21 protein-coding genes and 2 tRNA genes are annotated in these 18498 nt (G+C 60.4%); 18 read left to right on the forward strand and 5 right to left on the reverse strand.

Features of this window, described 5'->3' with window-relative positions:
* Positions 1 to 25 precede the first annotated feature (25 nt).
* The 4 genes from J7557_RS02745 (at position 26) to ilvC (ending at position 4402) form a co-directional block, all read left to right on the forward strand.
* Entirely contained in the window at positions 26 to 1216 is a 1191-nt protein-coding gene (locus J7557_RS02745; protein ID WP_291417098.1) for a glycine C-acetyltransferase, read from the forward strand.
* On the forward strand, positions 1216 to 2253 hold the full coding sequence (gene tdh / locus J7557_RS02750; RefSeq protein ID WP_291417100.1) for an L-threonine 3-dehydrogenase: 1038 nt from the start codon (positions 1216 to 1218) through the stop codon (positions 2251 to 2253). The genes J7557_RS02745 and tdh overlap by 1 nt, the downstream gene beginning before the upstream one ends.
* Before the next feature lie 456 nt (positions 2254 to 2709).
* On the forward strand, positions 2710 to 3357 hold the full coding sequence (locus J7557_RS02755) for a TetR/AcrR family transcriptional regulator (RefSeq protein ID WP_291417102.1): 648 nt from the start codon (positions 2710 to 2712) through the stop codon (positions 3355 to 3357).
* 25 nt (positions 3358 to 3382) lie between these two features.
* Entirely contained in the window at positions 3383 to 4402 is a 1020-nt protein-coding gene (gene ilvC / locus J7557_RS02760) for a ketol-acid reductoisomerase (RefSeq protein WP_035087152.1), read from the forward strand.
* Positions 4403 to 4462: 60 nt separating this feature from the next.
* Here ilvC and J7557_RS02765 read toward each other — a convergent pair whose 3' ends face one another.
* Positions 4463 to 4804, reverse strand: coding sequence for a hypothetical protein (locus tag J7557_RS02765; RefSeq protein ID WP_291417105.1), 342 nt, complete (start codon positions 4802 to 4804; stop codon positions 4463 to 4465).
* 1 nt (position 4805) lies between these two features.
* Positions 4806 to 5420, reverse strand: coding sequence for an RNase A-like domain-containing protein (locus tag J7557_RS02770; protein ID WP_291417107.1), 615 nt, complete (start codon positions 5418 to 5420; stop codon positions 4806 to 4808).
* A 272-nt stretch (positions 5421 to 5692) separates the two neighbouring features.
* On the opposite strand from J7557_RS02770, the gene J7557_RS02775 reads away from it, so the two are divergent.
* The 8 genes from J7557_RS02775 (at position 5693) to J7557_RS02810 (ending at position 11747) form a co-directional block, all read left to right on the forward strand.
* Entirely contained in the window at positions 5693 to 6412 is a 720-nt protein-coding gene (locus J7557_RS02775; RefSeq protein ID WP_291417109.1) for a hypothetical protein, read from the forward strand.
* Between the two features lie 49 nt (positions 6413 to 6461).
* Complete coding sequence (locus tag J7557_RS02780; protein WP_291417111.1) at positions 6462 to 6926, forward strand: GFA family protein; 465 nt, start codon at positions 6462 to 6464, stop codon at positions 6924 to 6926.
* A gap of 5 nt (positions 6927 to 6931) precedes the next feature.
* Positions 6932 to 7423: a heme-degrading domain-containing protein gene (locus J7557_RS02785; protein ID WP_291417113.1), complete on the forward strand. Its 492-nt coding sequence runs from the start codon at positions 6932 to 6934 to the stop codon at positions 7421 to 7423.
* 3 nt (positions 7424 to 7426) lie between these two features.
* Positions 7427 to 8311 carry a PhzF family phenazine biosynthesis protein gene (locus J7557_RS02790; RefSeq protein ID WP_291417115.1) on the forward strand — a complete coding sequence of 295 codons (885 nt, stop codon included), beginning with the start codon at positions 7427 to 7429 and terminating at the stop codon, positions 8309 to 8311.
* 132 nt (positions 8312 to 8443) lie between these two features.
* Positions 8444 to 8569 carry a hypothetical protein gene (locus J7557_RS02795; RefSeq protein WP_280114010.1) on the forward strand — a complete coding sequence of 42 codons (126 nt, stop codon included), beginning with the start codon at positions 8444 to 8446 and terminating at the stop codon, positions 8567 to 8569.
* Between the two features lie 116 nt (positions 8570 to 8685).
* Positions 8686 to 10248 carry a 2-isopropylmalate synthase gene (locus J7557_RS02800; RefSeq protein WP_291417117.1) on the forward strand — a complete coding sequence of 521 codons (1563 nt, stop codon included), beginning with the start codon at positions 8686 to 8688 and terminating at the stop codon, positions 10246 to 10248.
* 73 nt (positions 10249 to 10321) lie between these two features.
* Complete coding sequence (locus J7557_RS02805; protein ID WP_291417120.1) at positions 10322 to 10771, forward strand: GNAT family N-acetyltransferase; 450 nt, start codon at positions 10322 to 10324, stop codon at positions 10769 to 10771.
* Between the two features lie 28 nt (positions 10772 to 10799).
* Complete coding sequence (locus tag J7557_RS02810) at positions 10800 to 11747, forward strand: endonuclease/exonuclease/phosphatase family protein (protein WP_291417121.1); 948 nt, start codon at positions 10800 to 10802, stop codon at positions 11745 to 11747.
* Here the strand turns inward: J7557_RS02810 and J7557_RS02815 are convergent.
* Complete coding sequence (locus tag J7557_RS02815) at positions 11732 to 12844, reverse strand: pyridoxal phosphate-dependent aminotransferase (protein WP_291417123.1); 1113 nt, start codon at positions 12842 to 12844, stop codon at positions 11732 to 11734. The two genes, J7557_RS02810 and J7557_RS02815, sit on opposite strands and share 16 nt — an antisense overlap.
* 269 nt (positions 12845 to 13113) lie before the next feature.
* Between J7557_RS02815 and J7557_RS02820 the strand changes: the two genes are divergently transcribed.
* From J7557_RS02820 to J7557_RS02830, 3 genes are all read left to right on the forward strand, one after another.
* Positions 13114 to 13311, forward strand: a complete 198-nt coding sequence (locus J7557_RS02820; RefSeq protein WP_035087139.1) for a hypothetical protein — start codon at positions 13114 to 13116, stop codon at positions 13309 to 13311.
* A 183-nt stretch (positions 13312 to 13494) separates the two neighbouring features.
* Positions 13495 to 13570, forward strand: a tRNA-Lys gene (locus J7557_RS02825).
* Positions 13571 to 13727: 157 nt separating this feature from the next.
* A tRNA-Lys gene (locus tag J7557_RS02830) sits at positions 13728 to 13803 on the forward strand.
* A 132-nt stretch (positions 13804 to 13935) separates the two neighbouring features.
* On the opposite strand, the gene J7557_RS02835 is transcribed toward J7557_RS02830, so the two are convergent.
* On the reverse strand, positions 13936 to 14118 hold the full coding sequence (locus J7557_RS02835; protein WP_291417127.1) for a hypothetical protein: 183 nt from the start codon (positions 14116 to 14118) through the stop codon (positions 13936 to 13938).
* A 401-nt stretch (positions 14119 to 14519) separates the two neighbouring features.
* On the opposite strand from J7557_RS02835, the gene J7557_RS02840 reads away from it, so the two are divergent.
* From J7557_RS02840 to J7557_RS02850, 3 genes are all read left to right on the forward strand, one after another.
* On the forward strand, positions 14520 to 15221 hold the full coding sequence (locus J7557_RS02840; protein ID WP_291417129.1) for a YjbE family putative metal transport protein: 702 nt from the start codon (positions 14520 to 14522) through the stop codon (positions 15219 to 15221).
* A gap of 117 nt (positions 15222 to 15338) precedes the next feature.
* Positions 15339 to 16511 (forward strand): GNAT family N-acetyltransferase, encoded by a 1173-nt coding sequence (locus J7557_RS02845; protein WP_291417131.1) that lies wholly within the window; start codon positions 15339 to 15341, stop codon positions 16509 to 16511.
* The gene (locus J7557_RS02850) at positions 16508 to 17830 is read left to right on the forward strand and encodes a lipopolysaccharide biosynthesis protein (protein ID WP_291417133.1); all 1323 of its coding nucleotides are present in this window, start codon (positions 16508 to 16510) and stop codon (positions 17828 to 17830) included. The genes J7557_RS02845 and J7557_RS02850 overlap by 4 nt, the downstream gene beginning before the upstream one ends.
* Before the next feature lie 6 nt (positions 17831 to 17836).
* On the opposite strand, the gene J7557_RS02855 is transcribed toward J7557_RS02850, so the two are convergent.
* Complete coding sequence (locus tag J7557_RS02855) at positions 17837 to 18403, reverse strand: hypothetical protein (protein WP_291417135.1); 567 nt, start codon at positions 18401 to 18403, stop codon at positions 17837 to 17839.
* Positions 18404 to 18498: the final 95 nt, after the last annotated feature.

An 18498-nucleotide genomic window follows, 5' to 3' on the forward strand; every position in this document is an offset into this window, starting at 1 on the left:
TTCCATTATAGCGGAGGATGCGACGGTGGATAGCGGATTTCTGAATCATGTGACCTCGGTTCTGGCCGAGATCGAGGCGGCGGGGCTGCGCAAGGTGGAACGGGAGATTTCCGGGCCACAGGGCGGGCGGATTGCCGTCGGCGGGCGCGAGATGCTGAACCTCTGCGCCAACAACTATCTTGGGTTGGCAAACCATCCTGACATTCGTCGCGCGGCGGCTGAGGCGCTGGATAGCCATGGGTTCGGCATGGCCTCGGTGCGGTTCATCTGCGGCACACAGGATCTGCATCGGGAGCTGGAGCGGCGGATTGCTAGATATCTCGGCAAGGACGACGCTATTCTGTTTGCGGCGTGTTTCGATGCCAATGGCGCGCTGTTCGAGACGCTGCTGGGGCCGGACGACGCTGTGATCTCCGACTCGCTCAATCATGCGTCGATCATCGATGGCGTGCGGCTGAGCAAGGCGAAGCGCTATCGCTACGACACGTCGGACATGGACGCGCTGGAAACGCAGCTCAAGCAGGCGAAAGCGGATGGCTGCCGGTTCAAGCTCATCATCACCGATGGCGTGTTTTCCATGGATGGGCATGTCGCCAAGCTTAGGGAAATCTGTGCGCTGGCCGAGCGTTTTGGCGCGCTGGTGGCGGTGGATGATTGCCATGCCACGGGGCATCTCGGCGAAAAGGGCAGGGGTACGCCGGCGCTGACGGGCGCCGGAAACGGTGTCGATATTGTTACGGGTACGCTGGGCAAGACGCTCGGCGGCTCGATGGGCGGGTTCATCGCGGCGGCCCAGCCGATCATCGATCTGCTGCGGCAGCGCGCGCGGCCCTATCTCTTTTCCAACAGCTTGGCTCCGGCCGTGGCGGCGGGTTCGCTGAAGTCGATCGACATTGCCGAGGATGCTGATGATCTGCGCGCGAAACTGGCCGGGCATGCGGCAAAATTCCGCAAGGGGCTCAGCGAGGCAGGGTTCTCGCTGATCGATGGGCAGACTCCGATCATTCCGGTGATGCTGGGTGATGCAGTGCTGGCGCAGCGCATGGCCAAGGAACTGGATGCGCGTGGCGTCTATGTCGCTGGCTTCTTCTATCCGGTGGTGCCGCAGGGCAAGGCGCGCATTCGCACGCAGATGTCTGCCGCGCTGACCGATGACGATGTGGATTTTGCAATTACGGCATTCAGCGATGCTGGCCGCGCGCTGGGAGTGATCTGATGAAGGCGCTGGTCAAGGCAAAGCCGGAACGCGGCATCTGGATGGAAGATCGTCCGGTGCCGGAGATCGGGCCCGATGACGTGCTGATCAAGGTCAAGAAAACAGGCATCTGCGGCACGGACGTGCATATCTACAATTGGGACGAGTGGGCGAGCCGCACCGTGCCGGTGTCGATGATAACCGGGCATGAATATGCCGGGGAGATCGTTGCGGTCGGTGACAATGTGCGCGGGCTCAAGATCGGGCAGCGTGTTTCCGGCGAAGGCCATGTGGTTGGCGGCAATAGCCGTGCGGCGCGGGGCGGAAAGTATCATCTCGATCCCGATACCAAGGGGATTGGGGTCAATCTGCCGGGGGCGTTTGCCGAGTTTGTGCGGATACCGGCATTCAACGTCGTACCGTTGCCGGACAGTGTTGATGATGAGATCGGGGCCATTCTCGATCCTCTGGGCAATGCAGTGCATACGGCGCTGTCGTTCGACATTGTCGGTGAGGATGTGCTTATCACCGGCGCGGGGCCCATCGGGATCATGGCCGGGGCGGTGGCCCGGCATGTCGGGGCGCGGCATGTGGTGATTACCGATATCAGTCCGCAGCGGCTGGAACTGGCGGCGAAGGTCGCTGACGTGGTGCCGGTCAATGTGGCGCAGGAAGACCTACGGGAAGTCATGAACCGGCTGGGCATGCGCGAGGGCTTTGACGTCGGGCTCGAAATGAGCGGGGCGCCGGCGGCGCTCGATCAGATGATCGACCATATGGTGATGGGCGGGAAGATTGCGCTGCTCGGTATTCCGGCGCGGCCGTTCCCGTTTGACCTGGGCAAGATCGTCTTCCGCATGATCACGCTCAAGGGGATTTATGGGCGCGAAATGTTCGAGACCTGGCACAAGATGCTGGCCATGCTCGAAAGCGGGCTGGATGTGCGCGGTGTGATCACCGGGCGTCGTCCGGCGGGCGACTATGCGGCGGCGTTTGAAGAGGCGGCGTCGGGGACCGGCGGGAAGATCGTGCTCGATTGGGAGCAGATCGGCTTGTAGTCGATAGATTGGGCGCGGGGCTCATGGAGCCCCGCCGTTCGAGCCGCAGCGGGGTATGCTTAGACCGGCATTTATCGGTTATTCACCAAATCAGCCCAGACTCAATATTGCGCTGGGTACTGCGTATGCGCTCCAATATTGAATGATAGGTGCGCCGGTGAACTTTCCGCTTTTCATGAGCATCGTATCTGCAACTACTCTCGCCGTCCTCCTCGGTGTGCCCCTGGGTAGAGTATACATACGGCGTCGCCGTCGCTGGTAGGGCACGTCACTTTCCATAGATCGATCCTGGCCACGTGCTGCCAAACTGCGGTGCGAGCACTGCGACAGTCCTCGCACCGCACCAAAATCCGCTCCAAACCCAAAAATCCCCCTTGCGCGGAACCGTACCGTACGGTACGCCTGCGGACGGAAATTGCCGAAAACGTTCGGCTATGGCTGTGCGGGGAACGACCAGTGCCTTTGCCCATCAAGATCAGTGAAGAGACCTTCACGCCTCGCCAGCAGGCGGTGCTGACGGCTGCGCTCGATCTCTTGGTCGAGAATGGCGACGGTTTGACCATGACGGCCGTGGCGCGGCGCGCTTCGTGCTCCAAGGAAACGCTCTACAAGTGGTTCGGCGATCGCGATGGGTTGCTTACTGCTACGGTTCAGTGGCAGGCGGCCAAGGTACGCATGCCGCATGTTGATCGCAGCCATCTCAGCGCGAAAGTGCTGCGCGAAAGCCTAGAGCAGTTTGCGCGTGACCTGCTGACCACCATCATTGGCGAAGTCTCGATCACGCTCAACCGCACCGCCATCACCCACGCCGCCCAGGAAAAGGACAGCCTTGGGAACATCGTGCTCGAAAATGGGCCAATGGCGATCCGGCGGCGGCTGAAGCCAATTCTGGAAGCGGCGCGCGATGCGCGGCTCTTGCGCTTCAATTCGAGCGAAGACGCGTATCGTATCTTTTTCGGCCTTGTTGTCCGCGATGTGCAGATCCGTCTGCTGCTCGGCGACAAGAGCCTGACCCAATCCAATGTCGAAGCCAATATCGAAGCCGATGTTAAGGCAGCGACGGATCAATTCCTGGCCCTCCATGGGGCCAAGGCCAATACCTGAAATTCGCTACTGAGGGGAGATTCCCATGCGCGTCTATTACGATCGTGATGCCGATATCAACATCATCAAGTCCCGCAAGGTTGCCATCATCGGCTACGGCTCGCAGGGCCACGCGCATGTGCTGAATCTGCGCGATTCCGGCGTGACCAATGTCGCCGTTGGTCTGCGTCCGGGCTCGCCGTCGGCCAAGAAGGCCGAGAGCGAAGGCCTGAAGGTCATGAGCGTTGCCGAGGCTTCCGCTTGGGCCGACGTCATCATGCTGCTGACGCCCGACGAACTGCAGGCCGATATCTACAAGAAGGACATCGAGCCGAACATTCGTGACGGTGCTGCCCTGGCATTTGCCCACGGCCTCAACGTCCACTTCAACCTGATCGAACCCAAGTCCACCGTCGACGTGATCATGATCGCGCCGAAGGGCCCGGGCCACACCGTTCGCGGCGAATACCAGAAGGGTGGCGGCGTGCCGTGCCTGATCGCCGTGCACCACGACGCTTCGGGCAATGCCCATGACATCGCTCTCGCTTACGCTTCGGGCGTTGGCGGCGGCCGTTCGGGCGTCATCGAAACCAATTTCCGCGAAGAGTGCGAAACCGATCTCTTCGGCGAACAGGCAGTTCTCTGCGGCGGCCTCGTCGAACTGATCCGTGCCGGCTTCGAAACGCTGGTGGAAGCCGGCTACGCTCCGGAAATGGCCTACTTCGAGTGCTTGCACGAAGTGAAGCTGATCGTCGACCTGATCTACCAGGGCGGCATCGCCAACATGAACTACTCGATCTCGAACACGGCCGAGTGGGGTGAATATGTCACCGGTCCGCGCATCATTACCTCGGAAACCAAGGCCGAGATGAAGCGCGTTCTGCACGACATCCAGTCGGGCAAGTTCACCTCCGAGTGGATGCAGGAAATCAAGTCGGGCGGCGCCCGCTTCAAGGCAACCCGTCGTCTCGCTGACGAGCACCCGATCGAAGAAGTCGGTGGCAAGCTGCGCGACATGATGCCCTGGATCAAGGCTGGCGCGCTGGTCGACAAGGCAAAGAACTAATCGCCGTAGTCGCGATTTTAGAGACGGGGGCTTCGGCCCCCGTTTTGTTTTGCGGCGTCGTTATTCTTCCTCGCCCCATCGCCGCGGCGCACCGCCTTTGGCGATGTACCGGTCGAGGATAGGTAGAGCTTCCTTGAAGAATTCCGTTGGATGGCGGGGAACGACTCGCGCTCCTGTAGTCCACAGCATACTGACAAGCTTTTGGTCTGGATATTGTCCGCTGGCTAAATCGGCAATAGCGATGCGCAGTTCGGACAGAATTGATGGCCGGTCATGTTCTCGAGGCATATTGTCTAGTGCCGTCAGGATGATCTCCTTGTTACTTGAATTGTAACCTGGCGTTAGATCTACGAGGCCACGAGCAAATTTCAAAAATGTCGCGGAAAATACCGGTGTAGACATATCAAAACTCCAAGAATCCAGAATGCTTGCGGGCTGTTTCGTCGGGAATATCGTTCATCGGATAGGCTGTGACGACACGATAACCTTTTCCTCCTTGGCGGGGGTCATGCGTGGTGTAGACCTCTACCCAATACGTTTCTCTAATAATGGGTATAGCGGTTGGCGTGGATTGATATGCTTCGTAACCCGTATTGAAACCAAATCGATGCAATATCGGTAGATTTCTTTCCCCATTGATTGCGCGTTGGACAATCTCCGGATTCGCTCTGAGCGCTGCTGAAACCAGATTGTTTGCCTCTCCAAGTGTATGGAACGATCCTTCCGCTGGGTGGTGCTGATTATCTGGATTCATATTCCACGCAATTACATAGGCTTTCAGATAGCCCGCGCTTTTGCCAACATGTTTGCTGAATCCATGCCCACCCTTTCGGTCTTCTGCTGACAAATCAACATAGTAGAGCCCCGGATTGTCGAATGCGGAGACTGCGACGTGGATGCGATCCGGCGTATCCGACCCGGTGGTGCTGTCAATCCAGCGTCCGCCGATGGCTGTTGAGCCATCATAAGCTCCAGCGGGAGCGCGTGGTTGGGCCGGGTCATATCCGTACTTGCGCATTGTCCGCTCAAGTCGGGCAAATTTGACCGTTACCCGTAGTGCCGAGAGCTGCCAAGCTATAGCCAGATGAGTCGAGATGAGATTGAGCGTTGTCCCGCTTCTTTAAAAAATCTGGACAATTCTACTGTTGTCTTGGACCCCGGGGATAAGTCCGGTGCGAGGCCAGCGAATTTGGCAGATGTGGTCTCGACAGAATAAGACTGCATCGCCTCTATCTCGACAGAGAAATGCGCGATGCAGGCTGCGTTTTCCTTCGTATTGGACAGACTTTCATGAGCATCAGCGTTCTTCCCATTGCCGGCGTCGATATCCGTTTCGTGCCGGGAGCCTGGCCGATGCCGGATGACTTGCGCGCGTCGGTGCCGGGGCGGTGGGCGGCGATGCTGGAGGCTAATCCGCATCTATGGGATGGGCGCATTCTCGGCGTGTCGCCGCCGGTCGTTGGCGATGATGGCATTTTGCGCGCGGAGGCGCGCGAGGATGCGTTTTCGGCTTTTCTGACGTGGCGCGAGGCTGGGTTTCCGGAGATGGGGATTCGCAATCTCTTCGGTTCGGCGCTGGTGATTTCGGCCGACGGCTTTCTTGTTCTCGGTGTGATGGGCGATGACACTGCCAATGCCGGGCGAATCTATCCGCCGGGCGGGTCGCTGGAGCCGCGGGATGTGCTGGAAGATGGACGGGTGGATGTCGCTCGATCGACGGAGATCGAGCTGACGGAAGAGACTGGGCTTGATGCGGCCGATGCCCGGTTGGGTAATCTCGTTGCCGTGCTTGATGGGCCGCGCGTTTCGATCGGGCGGGCTTTTCATTTCGACGCTTCGGCGGATGAACTCTTGGCCGAGATTCGCGCAAATCTTGATGGTCAGGACCATCGGGAACTGGCCGATGTCGTCGCAATCAAGCGGGCTTCGGATATGGCGGGCAGGGGGCAGGTGATGGCCTATACGGCGGAGCTGCTAGATGTTTGGCAGGACGGCAAGATTTCGCTTTAGCACAGCCTCGCCGATGCAGTAGAACCAAGCTCGCCTGATGGAGGACAGCATGGCTTTGCCGGATTTTCCCGTTGAGGGTGGGTGTCAGTGCGGGCGTGCGCGCTACCGCCTCAATGCCTCGCCGCTTTCGGTCTATAATTGCCATTGCAAGGACTGCCAGCGCTTTTCGGGCGCCGGCTGGTCGATGTCGATGATCGTCAAGAACGACGACTTCGAACTGCTGCAGGGCGAGATCGACCGCTATGATCGCAAGGCAGACAGCGGCAATGTTGTTCGCATGAACTTTTGCGCCCATTGCCATGGCTGGCTCTGGAACGACCCGCCGGCCGGGACCATCAAGGTGGTGCGGGCCGGTACGCTGGACGATATCGACTGGGCCGCGCCAGTGGGAAATATCTGGACCGACAGCAAGGCCGCCTGGGCCCATATTGACCCGGCACAGGTCAATTTTCCAAAGGGCGCTGCTGACCGTACGCCGCTTTTCGACGCCTGGACCCGTGCGCATCAGGATTGAGTGACATGACCACCGAAAACGATATTTCCCTGGTGAAGCGCCAGGAACTGGAACTGGTTTTGCCGGCGCTCGATGAAGCAGTGGCTTTCGCGATCGGCTCGGCCATTCGTACCCGTGCTGTCGAGGAAGGCCTTTCCCTCGTGGTCGATATCCGCACCTGGGATCGGCAACTGTTCTTTTCGGCGACGCCGGGCACGAGTGCCGATAATGCCGAATGGGTGCGGCGCAAGATCAATTCCGTGCGCCGTTTTCAGCGCGCCAGCTATCGGCTGGTGCTGGAGCGCGGCGAGGTGCCGTTCTCGCCGCAATCGGGTGCCGATGTGGCGGACTTTGTCATCGCGGGCGGCGGCTTTCCGCTGCGTGTGCCGGGGGCAGGCATTATCGGGTCGCTGACCATTTCGGGCTTGCCGGGCCGCAAGGATCATGGCGTGGCCGTCGATGCGCTCTGCGACCACCTCGGACGCGACCGCGCAGACTTCGCACTGCCCGAGGCCTGAAACATGAAGCTCGATTATCTGCTGCTCGATGTGTTCACGCGCGAGCGCCTGCAAGGCAACCAGCTCGCCGTGGTGCTCAAGGCCGATGGCCTTCTCGACAACGAGATGCAAGCCATTGCTCGTGAGTTCAACCTCAGCGAGACGGTGTTTCTGACCAAGCCGCAGAGCGAGCGCAATACTGCCGGCGTGCGCATTTTTACCCCGCATCAGGAACTGCCCTTTGCCGGCCATCCGACCGTTGGGGCGGCCGTCGTGCTCGGGCTGCAGAATGATCGCAGCGCCGTGCGCATGGAAGAAAAGATCGGTCTTGTGACCGCGCTTTTCGAAAGGGCCGACAAGCGTTCGGGCGAGGCGCGCTTTGCGCTGCCGCGCTTGCCGACCAAGGTTGCCGACCTGACCGACAAGCTGGGTATCGCCCAGGCGCTCGGCATCGAGGTCGAGGAGATTGGCTGCGATGTGTTCTCGCCCGCGGTCTATACGGCCGGGGTGACGTTTCACCTGATTCCGGTTCGCGATGCCGGTGTTTTGAAGCGCGCGAAGCCGAACATGGCGATGTTCGCAGACATCTTCTTCCACGATCACAACTCGGCCTATGTGTTCACACTGACGCCGGAAGAGTCGGAGAACGATATTGCCGCGCGCATGTTCGGCATGGGTGTGGGCGAAGATCCCGGCACGGGCTCGGCCGCTGCGGCGCTGATCGGGCTGCTTTCGGACAAGGCTGATTTTGGCACCGGGCAAGCCGATTACTCGCTGCGCCAGGGCAAGGAAATGGGGCGGCTGTGCCGAATCTCTCTGCAATTGCGCCGGGAGAACGAGGTGCTGACGCATGGGGCTATTGGCGGGCATGCCGTGATCGTCGGCGAAGGCGTGCTCGACCTGGGGTAGCTGCCCGTCGCCGCTATCACTTCGTTGACCAATGCACCGTGGATCTCGATAAAATCATATCAATCCCGCGTTGTAGACTTGCATGACAGTGCGAATTCGATCATGCTGCTGTCAAATTAGAGAGTTTTCTCCATGCAGCGCCGCCGCGCCAAAGCCATTGCAATCGCACAGACTCAGGAGCGCAATCGCGCCTTGATGATTGCTGCTGGCTTGCTGCTGCTTCCGGCCGCGCTTCTTCTCCTTCTTATCAGCCCCTGATCACCGGCAGCTCGAATTAGCGAGCGGGTCGTCAGGGGATATCGCCATAAACCGAACATCGAAACATGTCCGGTCCAGCGAGCCATTGCCTCGGGGCCGATAGGAAAGTGCCTGAAATGACCTCTACTGCTTCCAACAGCAACAAAGAACGCGTCTTCATCTTCGACACCACGCTGCGCGATGGCGAGCAATCGCCCGGCGCGACCATGACGCTGGAAGAAAAGCTGCAGGTTGCCGACGCGCTCGACGAAATGGGCGTCGATATCATCGAAGCCGGTTTCCCGATTGCTTCCAATGGTGACTTCGAGGCCGTCGTTGCCGTCGCCAAGCAGGTGAAGAACGCGACTGTCGCCGGTCTGGCTCGCGCCATCACCGCCGATATCGACCGGGCAGGCGAGGCCGTGCGCCACGCCAAGAAGGGCCGCATCCATACCTTCGTTTCGACCTCGCCGATCCATCTGGCTCACCAGATGAAGAAGACCGAGGACGAGGTAATCGAGATCATCGCCCGGACCGTGGCGCAGGCGCGCAATCTGGTGGACGATGTCGAATGGTCGGCCATGGACGCGACCCGCACGCCGCTCGAATTTTTGAAGCGCTGCGTCGATACCGCCATCAAGGCCGGTGCGACGACGATCAACCTGCCCGATACGGTCGGTTATGCGGTGCCGGAAGAGCATTTCCAGATGTTCAAGACCATCATCGAAAGCGTACCGAATGCCGACAAGGCGATCTTCTCGGTGCACTGCCACGATGACCTGGGCATGGCTGTCGCCAATTCGCTGGCCGGTGTGGCTGGCGGCGCGCGGCAGATCGAATGCACGATAAATGGCCTGGGTGAACGCGCGGGCAATGCGGCGCTGGAAGAAGTGGTGATGGCGTTGCGCACCCGCGGCGACGCGATGCCGTTCTTCACCGAAATCGAGACGACCCAGCTCTCGCGCGCCAGCCGTATCGTGTCGGCGGCCTCAAATTTCCCGGTGCAGTACAACAAGGCCATCGTGGGCAAGAATGCCTTCGCGCATGAAAGCGGCATCCATCAGGACGGCATGCTGAAGAATGCCGAGACCTATGAAATCATGACCCCGGCCAGCGTCGGCATCAAGGAAACGACCTTGGTGATGGGCAAGCATTCGGGCCGCGCCGCCTTCAAGGACAAGCTCAAGGAACTGGGCTACGAGCTGGGCGATAACGCTTTCCAGGAAGCGTTCCAGCGCTTCAAGGACCTGGCTGACCGCAAGAAGCATGTCTACGACGCCGACATTATCGCGCTGGTGGACGACGAAGTCGGCTCGGTTGGCGACCGTATCAAGCTGGTGGACATGGAAGTCGTTTCGAAGACCGGTGGCGTGCACAAGTGTAACCTGGTGGTGACCATTGATGGCGTCGAGACCAATGTTTCCTATGAGGGGACGGGCTCGGTCGATGCGATCTTCAATGCCATCAAGGAAGCCTCGGGGCAGGATCCGCATCTGGTGCTCTATGCCGTTGACGGCGTGACGGGCGGCACCGATGCGCAGGCTTCGGCCCATGTGCGTCTCGAAATGAATGGCCGGATCGCCTCGGGCAATGCGGCGGAGCCCGATACGCTGGTGGCTTCGGCCCGCGCCTATCTCAACGCGCTCAACCGTGTGATGATCGAACGTGGCGCCTCGGCGCAGGGCGCACTGGCCGGCTAAACTCGCCGTCCTGATTGCAAGCTCGATACCGTCCGGTGCTTCCGGGCGGCACGGCTGAGAGGAAGGGCGTGCGATGGGCTATGAGCTAGTTAGAGTTGTCGATCCGGCGGATTGGGCTGATTTTCACGCCATTCGCCGGGTCGAGCTGTTCGAAGCGCGGGGACGCTTCGGAATCTACAACGACAACCACCCGCACGACTACGCCAACTTTGCTCATCCGTTTCTGCTGAAATGGAACGGGCAGGCGCTGGGTACGGTGCGGCTTGATTTGTTCGGAGGCGGTCGGGCTGCGGTCCGGCTTGTGGCGATCACGGCTTCGGAGCAAAAGCGCGGGCACGGGCGCGTCATGGAAGCGCTGGTGACCGAGGAGGCGCGGGCGCTTGGTGTTCACACCCTGCTCGTCAACGCCGTCGAAACCGCGTTGGGTTTTTACGAAAAGACGGGTTGGGAACCGTTCGACTGGGACCCCAATGAGCTCGTGGACAGTCCACTGCCTTGCATCCAGATGAGGAAGCTGCTCTAGCCTGTTCCAACCAGCGCGAGAGAGCGGGATGTGGAGCAAAGCGGAATATCGAGGCGCGGTCCTTGCCCTTGGTGGCGTGCTCGCCGTCATTCTCGTCATCACATCGGTTACGCCGGGCCTGCCCGGTGAACTTTTGCTGCAGACCCTGCGGTTTCATCTCGTGGCGCTGGGGCTGGTGCTGGCCTTTTTCATGGTGCTGTTCGGAGCCAAGTGGCGGGCGCTGCTCTTCATGGGTGTGCTCGCGATCGCCTTTGCCCACGGTGCCTACTATGTCTGGGAATTTCAGGCGCGGCGGGATGAGCCGGTCGGCGCGCTACGGGCCGAGATGACCTTTCTCAACTACAATGTGTTGAGCGGCAACCGCACCGCCAGCCAGGCGGCCGATTTCATCGTTGCGGCGGCGCCGGATGTGGCGCTGATCATGGAAACGCCGGGCGTCGTCGAATATATCCCGCAGATCGAAGCAGCCTTGCCCTATCGGTTGGGATGCGATCGGGTGGCGACCTGCGATATCTCGCTGTTTTCGCGCCATCCTATCACGAACGGTAAGGTACTGGAGATTCCGCCCTTCCGGCGTTCGCGACTGGTGGTGGCGCCGATGACGATCGCGGGTGTGGGCCTGACCGTGGTCGGTATTCACCTCTCAAAACCCTATTTCGACGAGGCTTCGCTGCAGGAGCTGGGCTATCTGCGCTACACGCTGGCGCAGATCGAGGGACCGGTGGTGCTGTCGGGCGATTTCAACGCGGCCCTGTGGACCGCGCCGCTCGCCTGGCTGGGGCGGGCGCAAAACCTTGTGCCAGGGCCGACTTATCCGGCGACCTGGCCGGTGGAACTGGGGCCGGTGGGCGTGCCCATCGACAATATCTTTACGCGCGGCGACGCCCGTATTCTCGATGTGTCAGCGGGTGCCGACAGCCATGGGTCCAACCATCGCTATCTCCTGGCGCGGATCGGGTTTTACGCCGCTCCCTGAGCGGCTTTGATGGCCTTGGGCAGGGATTCGGCGAGGAGGGCCATGTCGGCCTCCGGGCCGACGCTGATGCGGATATGCCTGTCGAGCCCCGGCGTGCCGGGCTTGCGGATGAAGACGCCGAGCAAAGCGAGTTGTTCGAGAATTTTCGTGGCATAGGCGCCGTCGCGGCCGCAATCGACCGCGACGAAATTGGTGGCCGAGGATAGGGCAGTGAGGCCATTGTCCCGCGCTATGCCGGCAATACGCTCCCGGGCGGCGGCGATATTGGCCTTTGCCTCGCGCAGATAGTCCTGATCGGCCAGCGCGGCCATGGCCGCGGCCTGGGCGAGGCGATTGACCCCAAAATGGTTGCGCACGCGGTTGAAGGCGCCGATGATCTTTTTCGGGCCGATGGCATAGCCGACGCGGATGCCGGCGAGACCATAGGCTTTGGAGAAACTCCTCAGGCGCAGGAGATTGCCCTTGCCGGTATCGATGGGCGGCAGAGCGTCGTCGGGCGCCAATTCGCCATAGGCCTCGTCGAGCATGATGAGGGTTTCGTCGGGTATGGCGGCGATGAATTTTTCGATATCGGCGGCAGGCCAATAGGAGCCCATGGGATTGTCGGGGTTGGCGACATAGACGATGCGCGGCTTCAGGCGCTGGGCGGCTTCGGCGAGGGCGGCGAGGTCCTCGTGGGCGCCCTGATAGGGGACGAATTCCAGACGGCCGCCATGGCCGATGACGTGATAGTTAAGCGTCGGATAGGCGCCGAGCGAGGTCAGCAGTACATCGCCGGGCTCCATGAAGAGGCGCACGATGAGGCCCATGAGGCCATCGACCCCTTCGCCGATGGTGACTTCATCCGGAGCGATGCCATGGAAGCTGGCGAGCGCCACGCGGAGCTCGTAATTTTCGGGGTCCGGATATTTCCAGATGCCCTCGGCGGCCTCGCGAATGGCGGCCAGAACTTTGGGGCTGGGGCCGAAGCCGGATTCGTTGGCGCCGATTCGGGCCCGAATTTTGACGCCGGTCTTGCGCTCGATGGCCTCCGGGCCGACGAAGGGGACGGTTTCCGGCAGTTTTTCGGCGATTTCCGTGAGTTCAGGCAGAGGCAATTGACGGCTCCGGCAAGAGGTATGGTTCCGTTTTAGCGTATCTCGGCGGTCAAGCCACGATAAGATCGGAGGTGCGCGGAAGAGTTCTCAACAGCCAGATTAAGTGTTCAAAACCGGCAGAGGCCCTTGGGCCGGGGCTCTCGGGGCGGCGTTCGCGGTCCGTGGCATTTGAACTAAATCGCAAGCACATCGGCAAGTAGCCGACAACTATGCGCGTTCACCCTTGTTCATGCGCCGATTCCCACTAAGCCGTATAGAAAGGAGCAAAAGTGAACCCGACCTATTTGCTTGCTCGTGACCATTTGCAGCGCGCTGCGGTTATCCTGCAAGGCGCCGATCAGCAATCTCGTCAATTGCGTCACATCATCGAGCGGACGATCGGCCTGATGGACGATTTCCGGCCCGAAGAGCCGGAGCCGCGCGACAATGTCTTCGAGCTGAATGCCTACAGGCATTTGCGCTCGTAAAAGCCCATTCTCTCGGCCGATGCTCCGGGAGGGATCACGATCTGTTGCGGCGGCCACGGCGCCGCAAGAGGGGCGATCCGCAAGGATCCCAGAAGCTTATCCACATTTTGTGACGAAACGGGCTAGACAGTCGAAAAGTCAGTTGGTAGAGAGGCGCCACTTTGGTGCCGGTCTTCCTAAGACGGGCGCATAGCTCAGATGGTAGAGCAGCTGACTCTTAATCAGCGGGTCCAAGGTTCGAGCCCTTGTGCGCCCACCAAAGTCTTCCTTGTTTACAAGGACTACGAGAGGCGACCTTCGGGTCGCCTCTGTCGTTTCCGCCTCTCAGACGAGCCGAGGATAGTCGGCGAAACCGACTAGACATCCGAAAACTCACTTGCTAGAGAGGCGCCACTTTGGTGCCGGTCCTTAGAGACGGGCGCATAGCTCAGATGGTAGAGCAGCTGACTCTTAATCAGCGGGTCCAAGGTTCGAGCCCTTGTGCGCCCACCAAAGTCCAACAAATACAAAGCCTTAAAACAGGGCGCCGCTCATCCAGCGGCGCCTGTTTTGCTTTTGAGCTCCGGCTCGCCAAGGTAATAAAAAAGCCCCGCGGGAGCGGGGCTTTTTTGGGGTTCGCCAAGCTTACTGGCGGCCGGCGGTGTGCTGACCGCACCAGTCGTCATTCTTTACGGTCGGCCACACCGCAGCCGGCTTTTCGGAAGCAGAGGAGGGGACCGGCGGATGGGCGCGGCACACACCGGCATTGGCGGCGGCCTTGTCTTCGAAGAACACGCAGGAGGTGCAGGTGGTGGCGGAAGTGGTCATTGGTCGCTCCGTAAACTCGACTTTTAAAATCATGAAATCTAGTGATTTCAATCTGTTAGCGAGAATAGATTAGAATGAATCCAGACTGCAAGCGCTTTTCTTAGATTCATTCTAAAGTTTGGTGCGCGCTGGGTTGGGGCAAAAAATCGACAGAGACGTGGAACGATCCGGTGGGAGGCGAGTTGTGTAAATGTCGATACGAGATGGAAACATATCAACGTCGACACAAAGGCCCCGGCAGCACACGCTACCGGGGCTTTTTGCTGCGCTTTGCCGGGCTGCGGATCAAATGTCGACCCCGCACACAACTATCCCAATTGTTTACGGAACAGGCGCTTTCTTCCTTCCATCAGGCGTCGTATAGCCGCAGAAGATTTTTCTGATTGGAAGGCGCCTCCTTCATGTTCGGCATCGATCCGAGTTTCTTCAGCTCGCTGCTTCAGGTCATTCTCATCGATCTGGTGCTGGCGGGAGACAATGCTGTCGTCATCGGCCTTGCCGCTGCGGGGCTGGCGTCAGACATGCGCCGCAAGGCCATCTTGATCGGCATCGGGGCAGCGACAGTGCTGCGTATTTTCTTTGCCTTGATCACCACGCAACTGTTGTCGTTGGGCGGCGGGCTTCTGATCGCCGGTGGCGTTCTGCTGCTCTATGTCTGCTGGAAAATGTATCGCGAGCTCGCGGTTAGCCACGAGGAAGAGGGCGAGGCAACCGAAGCGCTGTCCGGCCATGACCTTAACGCCGATGGTGCCGTTGCCGGCAAGGCGCCGCGCAAGACGCTGCGCCAGGCTGTTACCCAGATCATAATTGCCGACGTTTCCATGTCGCTCGACAACGTGCTGGCCGTGGCCGGCGCGGCCCAGCATCATTTTGAAGCGTTGATCTTTGGCCTGGCCTTGTCGGTCGTCATGATGGGCGTTGCGGCGACCTTTATTGCCCGCCTGCTCCACCGCTTCCGCTGGATCGCCTGGATTGGCCTGCTCATCATCCTCTTCGTCGCCATCCGCATGGTGCTCGAGGGTGCCGGGGCGTTCTTCACCATTCCGGAAATCCCGTTCCTTTACACGCCGCACGCGCCGGCTGCCGCCGCCGCAACGCACTAACGCTTGAGCATTCGCTAACCAAGTGCCGCGATTGCAGGCATTTGGTGCAGCGAAATAGGAATTTGCTCACCTCGAGCCACTAGCCTCCCCGCAGACGACCAATCTGCGGGGATTTTCATGTCCGTTTTTGCCGGGGAGATGATGGAGCCTGCGCGGGCCGCCGTTCCGGCTGCCGGCGCCAATGCCATTGCGCTTGTGGCGCGACAGGTTTCGGGCGACGAATGGGACAGGCTCATTGGTGGCTTCGATGAAGTCTGCCAGGAACAGATGCATGCCTTTGCCTCCACCCGCTGGCCGGACGTGAGCCAGGAGCCCGTGGTCTTTCAGCGCGGCAACACGGTTGTGGGCGGTGCATTGGTCATGATTCAGCCTTTGCCGTTGCGGCTGAGCAAGATGGCCGTGGTGAAATGGGCGCCCATGCTGGCTTCGGCCAATGGGCCGGATGCCGATGCGCTGCGCTCGGCCATGGTCGAGCGTCTCGTCGAGGACTATGCCGAAAAGCGCGGCATGATGCTGTCGGTGCTGCTGCACGCCTCGCCCGGGGAGATCAACCGCGGCTATCTGGCGCTGCGCCAGCGCGGATTCAGGCGCGGTTCGACGCTGCTTTTCCCCAATCGCTATCTGGTGCGGTTGCGTCTTTCGGACGACGAGTTGCGAAAAAGCTTTCATCAGACCTGGCGGCGGCAGCTCAACAAGGCTGAAAAGTCAGAACTTGAATTCGAATGGGCTCAAGGGGGCGATATCGAGGCGTTCAAGACGCTCTACGCCTCAATGACCGAGCGTAAGCAGTTTCCCGATCATTCGGCCTATGAAACGCTCGATGCGCTGATGGCGCTCGACGAGCCGTTGCGGCCGGAACTGTTTTTCGTACGCCACGAAGGCGAGACGGTGGCCGGCGCGCTGGTCTTCAAGGCCGGCGAGCGGGCCGTCTATCTCTATGGCGCGACCAATGACAAGGCTTTGCCCTTGCGGGCCGGCTATTTCCTCCATTGGCACGTGATCCGCTGGCTGCGCGATCATACGCGCGCGCAATGGTATGATCTCGGTGGTACCGATGGTTTCCACGGGTTGCATCAGTTCAAGACCGGCATGGTGGGCACGGCGGGCGTGATCCGTCCTGTGCCGCCGGTGTTGAACTATGCCTCGTCGCCATGGGCGGGGTTTGTCGGCAATGCCGCTTTCACGGCGCGTGACGTGATCCAGCATACGCGGCGGCATCTCGATTGGCTGCGGAGCAGCAAGGCGCGGCCCGATCAGGCGCCGCATATCTGGGACGAGTATCTGCAATGAGCCTCGCCCGGAAACTGGCCTCGCAGTCGTCCATCATCTTTGCCGCTCGCATTTTCGGGGCGGGCTTCATTTTCGTCGCCCAGGCGCTGATTGCGCGGTTGTGGGGGGCGGAGCTTTTGGGCGAGTTCCTGTTGGTTGTCGCCAGCGTCAATCTCGTCTCGGTGGTGATGCCGCTCGGCTATCACACCGTTGGCACCTATTTTGCTGCGGAATATCGGGCGCGGGGCAATCGGCAGCAATTGCTGGCCTTTCTCATGAGATCCTACGGTTTCGTGGCGCTGAGCTTTGCCGGGCTGATCATTATCGGGCCGATGCTGCTTGAAGCGATCGGGCAGGGGCAGGGCGCAGTGGCGCTGCACTTCGTGCCCTTCGCGCTGCTCACTCTGGGTACGGCCGTTGTCTATGTGAACAGCGCGACGCTGGTCGGGCTCAAGCGGCCTTTTGCCGGGTTCTTTGCCGACACGCTGCTGCGGCCGATGATCGTGCTGGCGTCCTTCCTTGTGGCGCTCGGCGTGGGTATCCCTCAGGCCGGCTTTACCCAGATGCTCTGGTGTATCGGCGTCGGCTATGTGGTCGTATCGCTGGTACAGTTCGGCTTTGTGGTGACGGCCCTGCCGAAGATTCCGCTCGGCGAGGGTTCTCAGACTGCCGAAACTCGGCGCTGGTGGCGCTTTGCGCTGCCATGGGTGGTGATCAGCCTTGCCACCGATTTCTTCTTCGACATCGATCTCCTATTGCTCAGCCAGCAGCTCGGCCGTGACGAATTGGCCATTTTCGGCGTTTGCACACGCATCTTCTCGCTCGTGTCCTTCGGCGTGGCGGCGGTCTATGCCGTGACCATGCCCGACATGTTCGAGAGCGAGGCCAAAGCCGATCGCGACGAATTCAACCGCAAGGTCGGCGAGGCCAATGTGGTGGCGAGCGGGGTGGCGCTGCTGTTGTTCTGCGTGGCGCTGGTGGGGGCGCCGATTGCACTGATGCTGTTTGGGCCCGAATTTTCGGCCGGAGCGATGCCGCTAGCGATTCTGTGCCTATCGCTGGTGGTGCGTTCGGCCATGGGGCCGGCTTCGATCGTGCTGTCGATCCATGATCGGCCCTGGGCGAGCCTACCGGCTATTGCACTGGGGATTTTCGCGCTGTTCGTCGGGAATTTGCTGCTGGTGCCGAGCTTTGGGCTTGTCGGCGCCTCGCTGGCCGCGATCTTCGCCATCAGCATCTGGTCGGTCGCGCTATGGCTGACGGCGCTGCATACTGCACATGTGGATGTGTCGATCCTGCAGTGGTTCCGCTCGCGGCGGCGCGTGGTGGCGGCAGAGTAGGGGCGCTCAGGCCCCTACGAGACCTTTCAGCCGATTCTTGAGGCGTCCGAGGCGGCCAATGTTGACGCCGCTGTCATAGCCTTCCTCTTCCTTGGTGTAGAACTTTTCGATCAGCAGGTAATCCTGCCCGAAGATGTGCTGCTCGAGGAGAACCGTCTCGCGGTAGCCGTAGCGCTTGAGCAGCATGCGGGCGACCTCGTTTTCGGGGCGCACAAAGGTGAATGCCTTGTGGAAGCGCTTCTTGTCCCAATGCTCGTCGAAGGCGCGCATGCCGAACATGCCGAGCTTGGTCTGGCGGTGCGAGGGGAACACCCAGCTCCAGTAGCGGAAGACGGCGCCGCATTCGGGGCCGGAGACCATGGCGCCGCCCGGCACGCCATCGGCGCACATGATCATGATGTGCCAGGGATCGATGGCCAAGAGGTTGTGGAGAAAGGTCTTGTTGAGGCGCCCCATTTCATGGGCCTTAAAACGGTCGCTATAGTGCGGCGAGGTCGCGATCACATCCATGAGCTCGGCATGGATCAGCGGCACATCCTCGGGCTTGGCGGCACGGATGGTCATTTCGGCCATGGATCGCTCCCTTGCGCAAATCTGCGCCATTTAGTCTAGCGCGAGGCCGTTAATGACCCGTGGCCTAACACTTCAGTCGTATCGTCAAGGGCTTG

This window comes from Devosia sp., assembly GCF_017744655.1.
GTDB lineage: Bacteria > Pseudomonadota > Alphaproteobacteria > Rhizobiales > Devosiaceae > Devosia.

Coding starts and splice junctions, on each gene's coding strand:
- tdh (WP_291417100.1), top strand. CDS start 1,216: ATGAAGGCGCTGGTCAAGGCAAAGCCGGAACGCGGCATCTGGATGGAA.
- ilvC (WP_035087152.1), top strand. CDS start 3,383: ATGCGCGTCTATTACGATCGTGATGCCGATATCAACATCATCAAGTCC.
- J7557_RS02765 (WP_291417105.1), bottom strand. CDS start 4,804: ATGTCTACACCGGTATTTTCCGCGACATTTTTGAAATTTGCTCGTGGC.
- J7557_RS02770 (WP_291417107.1), bottom strand. CDS start 5,420: ATGCGCAAGTACGGATATGACCCGGCCCAACCACGCGCTCCCGCTGGA.
- J7557_RS02775 (WP_291417109.1), top strand. CDS start 5,693: ATGAGCATCAGCGTTCTTCCCATTGCCGGCGTCGATATCCGTTTCGTG.
- J7557_RS02780 (WP_291417111.1), top strand. CDS start 6,462: ATGGCTTTGCCGGATTTTCCCGTTGAGGGTGGGTGTCAGTGCGGGCGT.
- J7557_RS02785 (WP_291417113.1), top strand. CDS start 6,932: ATGACCACCGAAAACGATATTTCCCTGGTGAAGCGCCAGGAACTGGAA.
- J7557_RS02790 (WP_291417115.1), top strand. CDS start 7,427: ATGAAGCTCGATTATCTGCTGCTCGATGTGTTCACGCGCGAGCGCCTG.
- J7557_RS02795 (WP_280114010.1), top strand. CDS start 8,444: ATGCAGCGCCGCCGCGCCAAAGCCATTGCAATCGCACAGACTCAGGAG.
- J7557_RS02800 (WP_291417117.1), top strand. CDS start 8,686: ATGACCTCTACTGCTTCCAACAGCAACAAAGAACGCGTCTTCATCTTC.
- J7557_RS02805 (WP_291417120.1), top strand. CDS start 10,322: ATGGGCTATGAGCTAGTTAGAGTTGTCGATCCGGCGGATTGGGCTGAT.
- J7557_RS02810 (WP_291417121.1), top strand. CDS start 10,800: ATGTGGAGCAAAGCGGAATATCGAGGCGCGGTCCTTGCCCTTGGTGGC.
- J7557_RS02835 (WP_291417127.1), bottom strand. CDS start 14,118: ATGACCACTTCCGCCACCACCTGCACCTCCTGCGTGTTCTTCGAAGAC.
- J7557_RS02840 (WP_291417129.1), top strand. CDS start 14,520: ATGTTCGGCATCGATCCGAGTTTCTTCAGCTCGCTGCTTCAGGTCATT.
- J7557_RS02845 (WP_291417131.1), top strand. CDS start 15,339: ATGTCCGTTTTTGCCGGGGAGATGATGGAGCCTGCGCGGGCCGCCGTT.
- J7557_RS02850 (WP_291417133.1), top strand. CDS start 16,508: ATGAGCCTCGCCCGGAAACTGGCCTCGCAGTCGTCCATCATCTTTGCC.
- J7557_RS02855 (WP_291417135.1), bottom strand. CDS start 18,403: ATGGCCGAAATGACCATCCGTGCCGCCAAGCCCGAGGATGTGCCGCTG.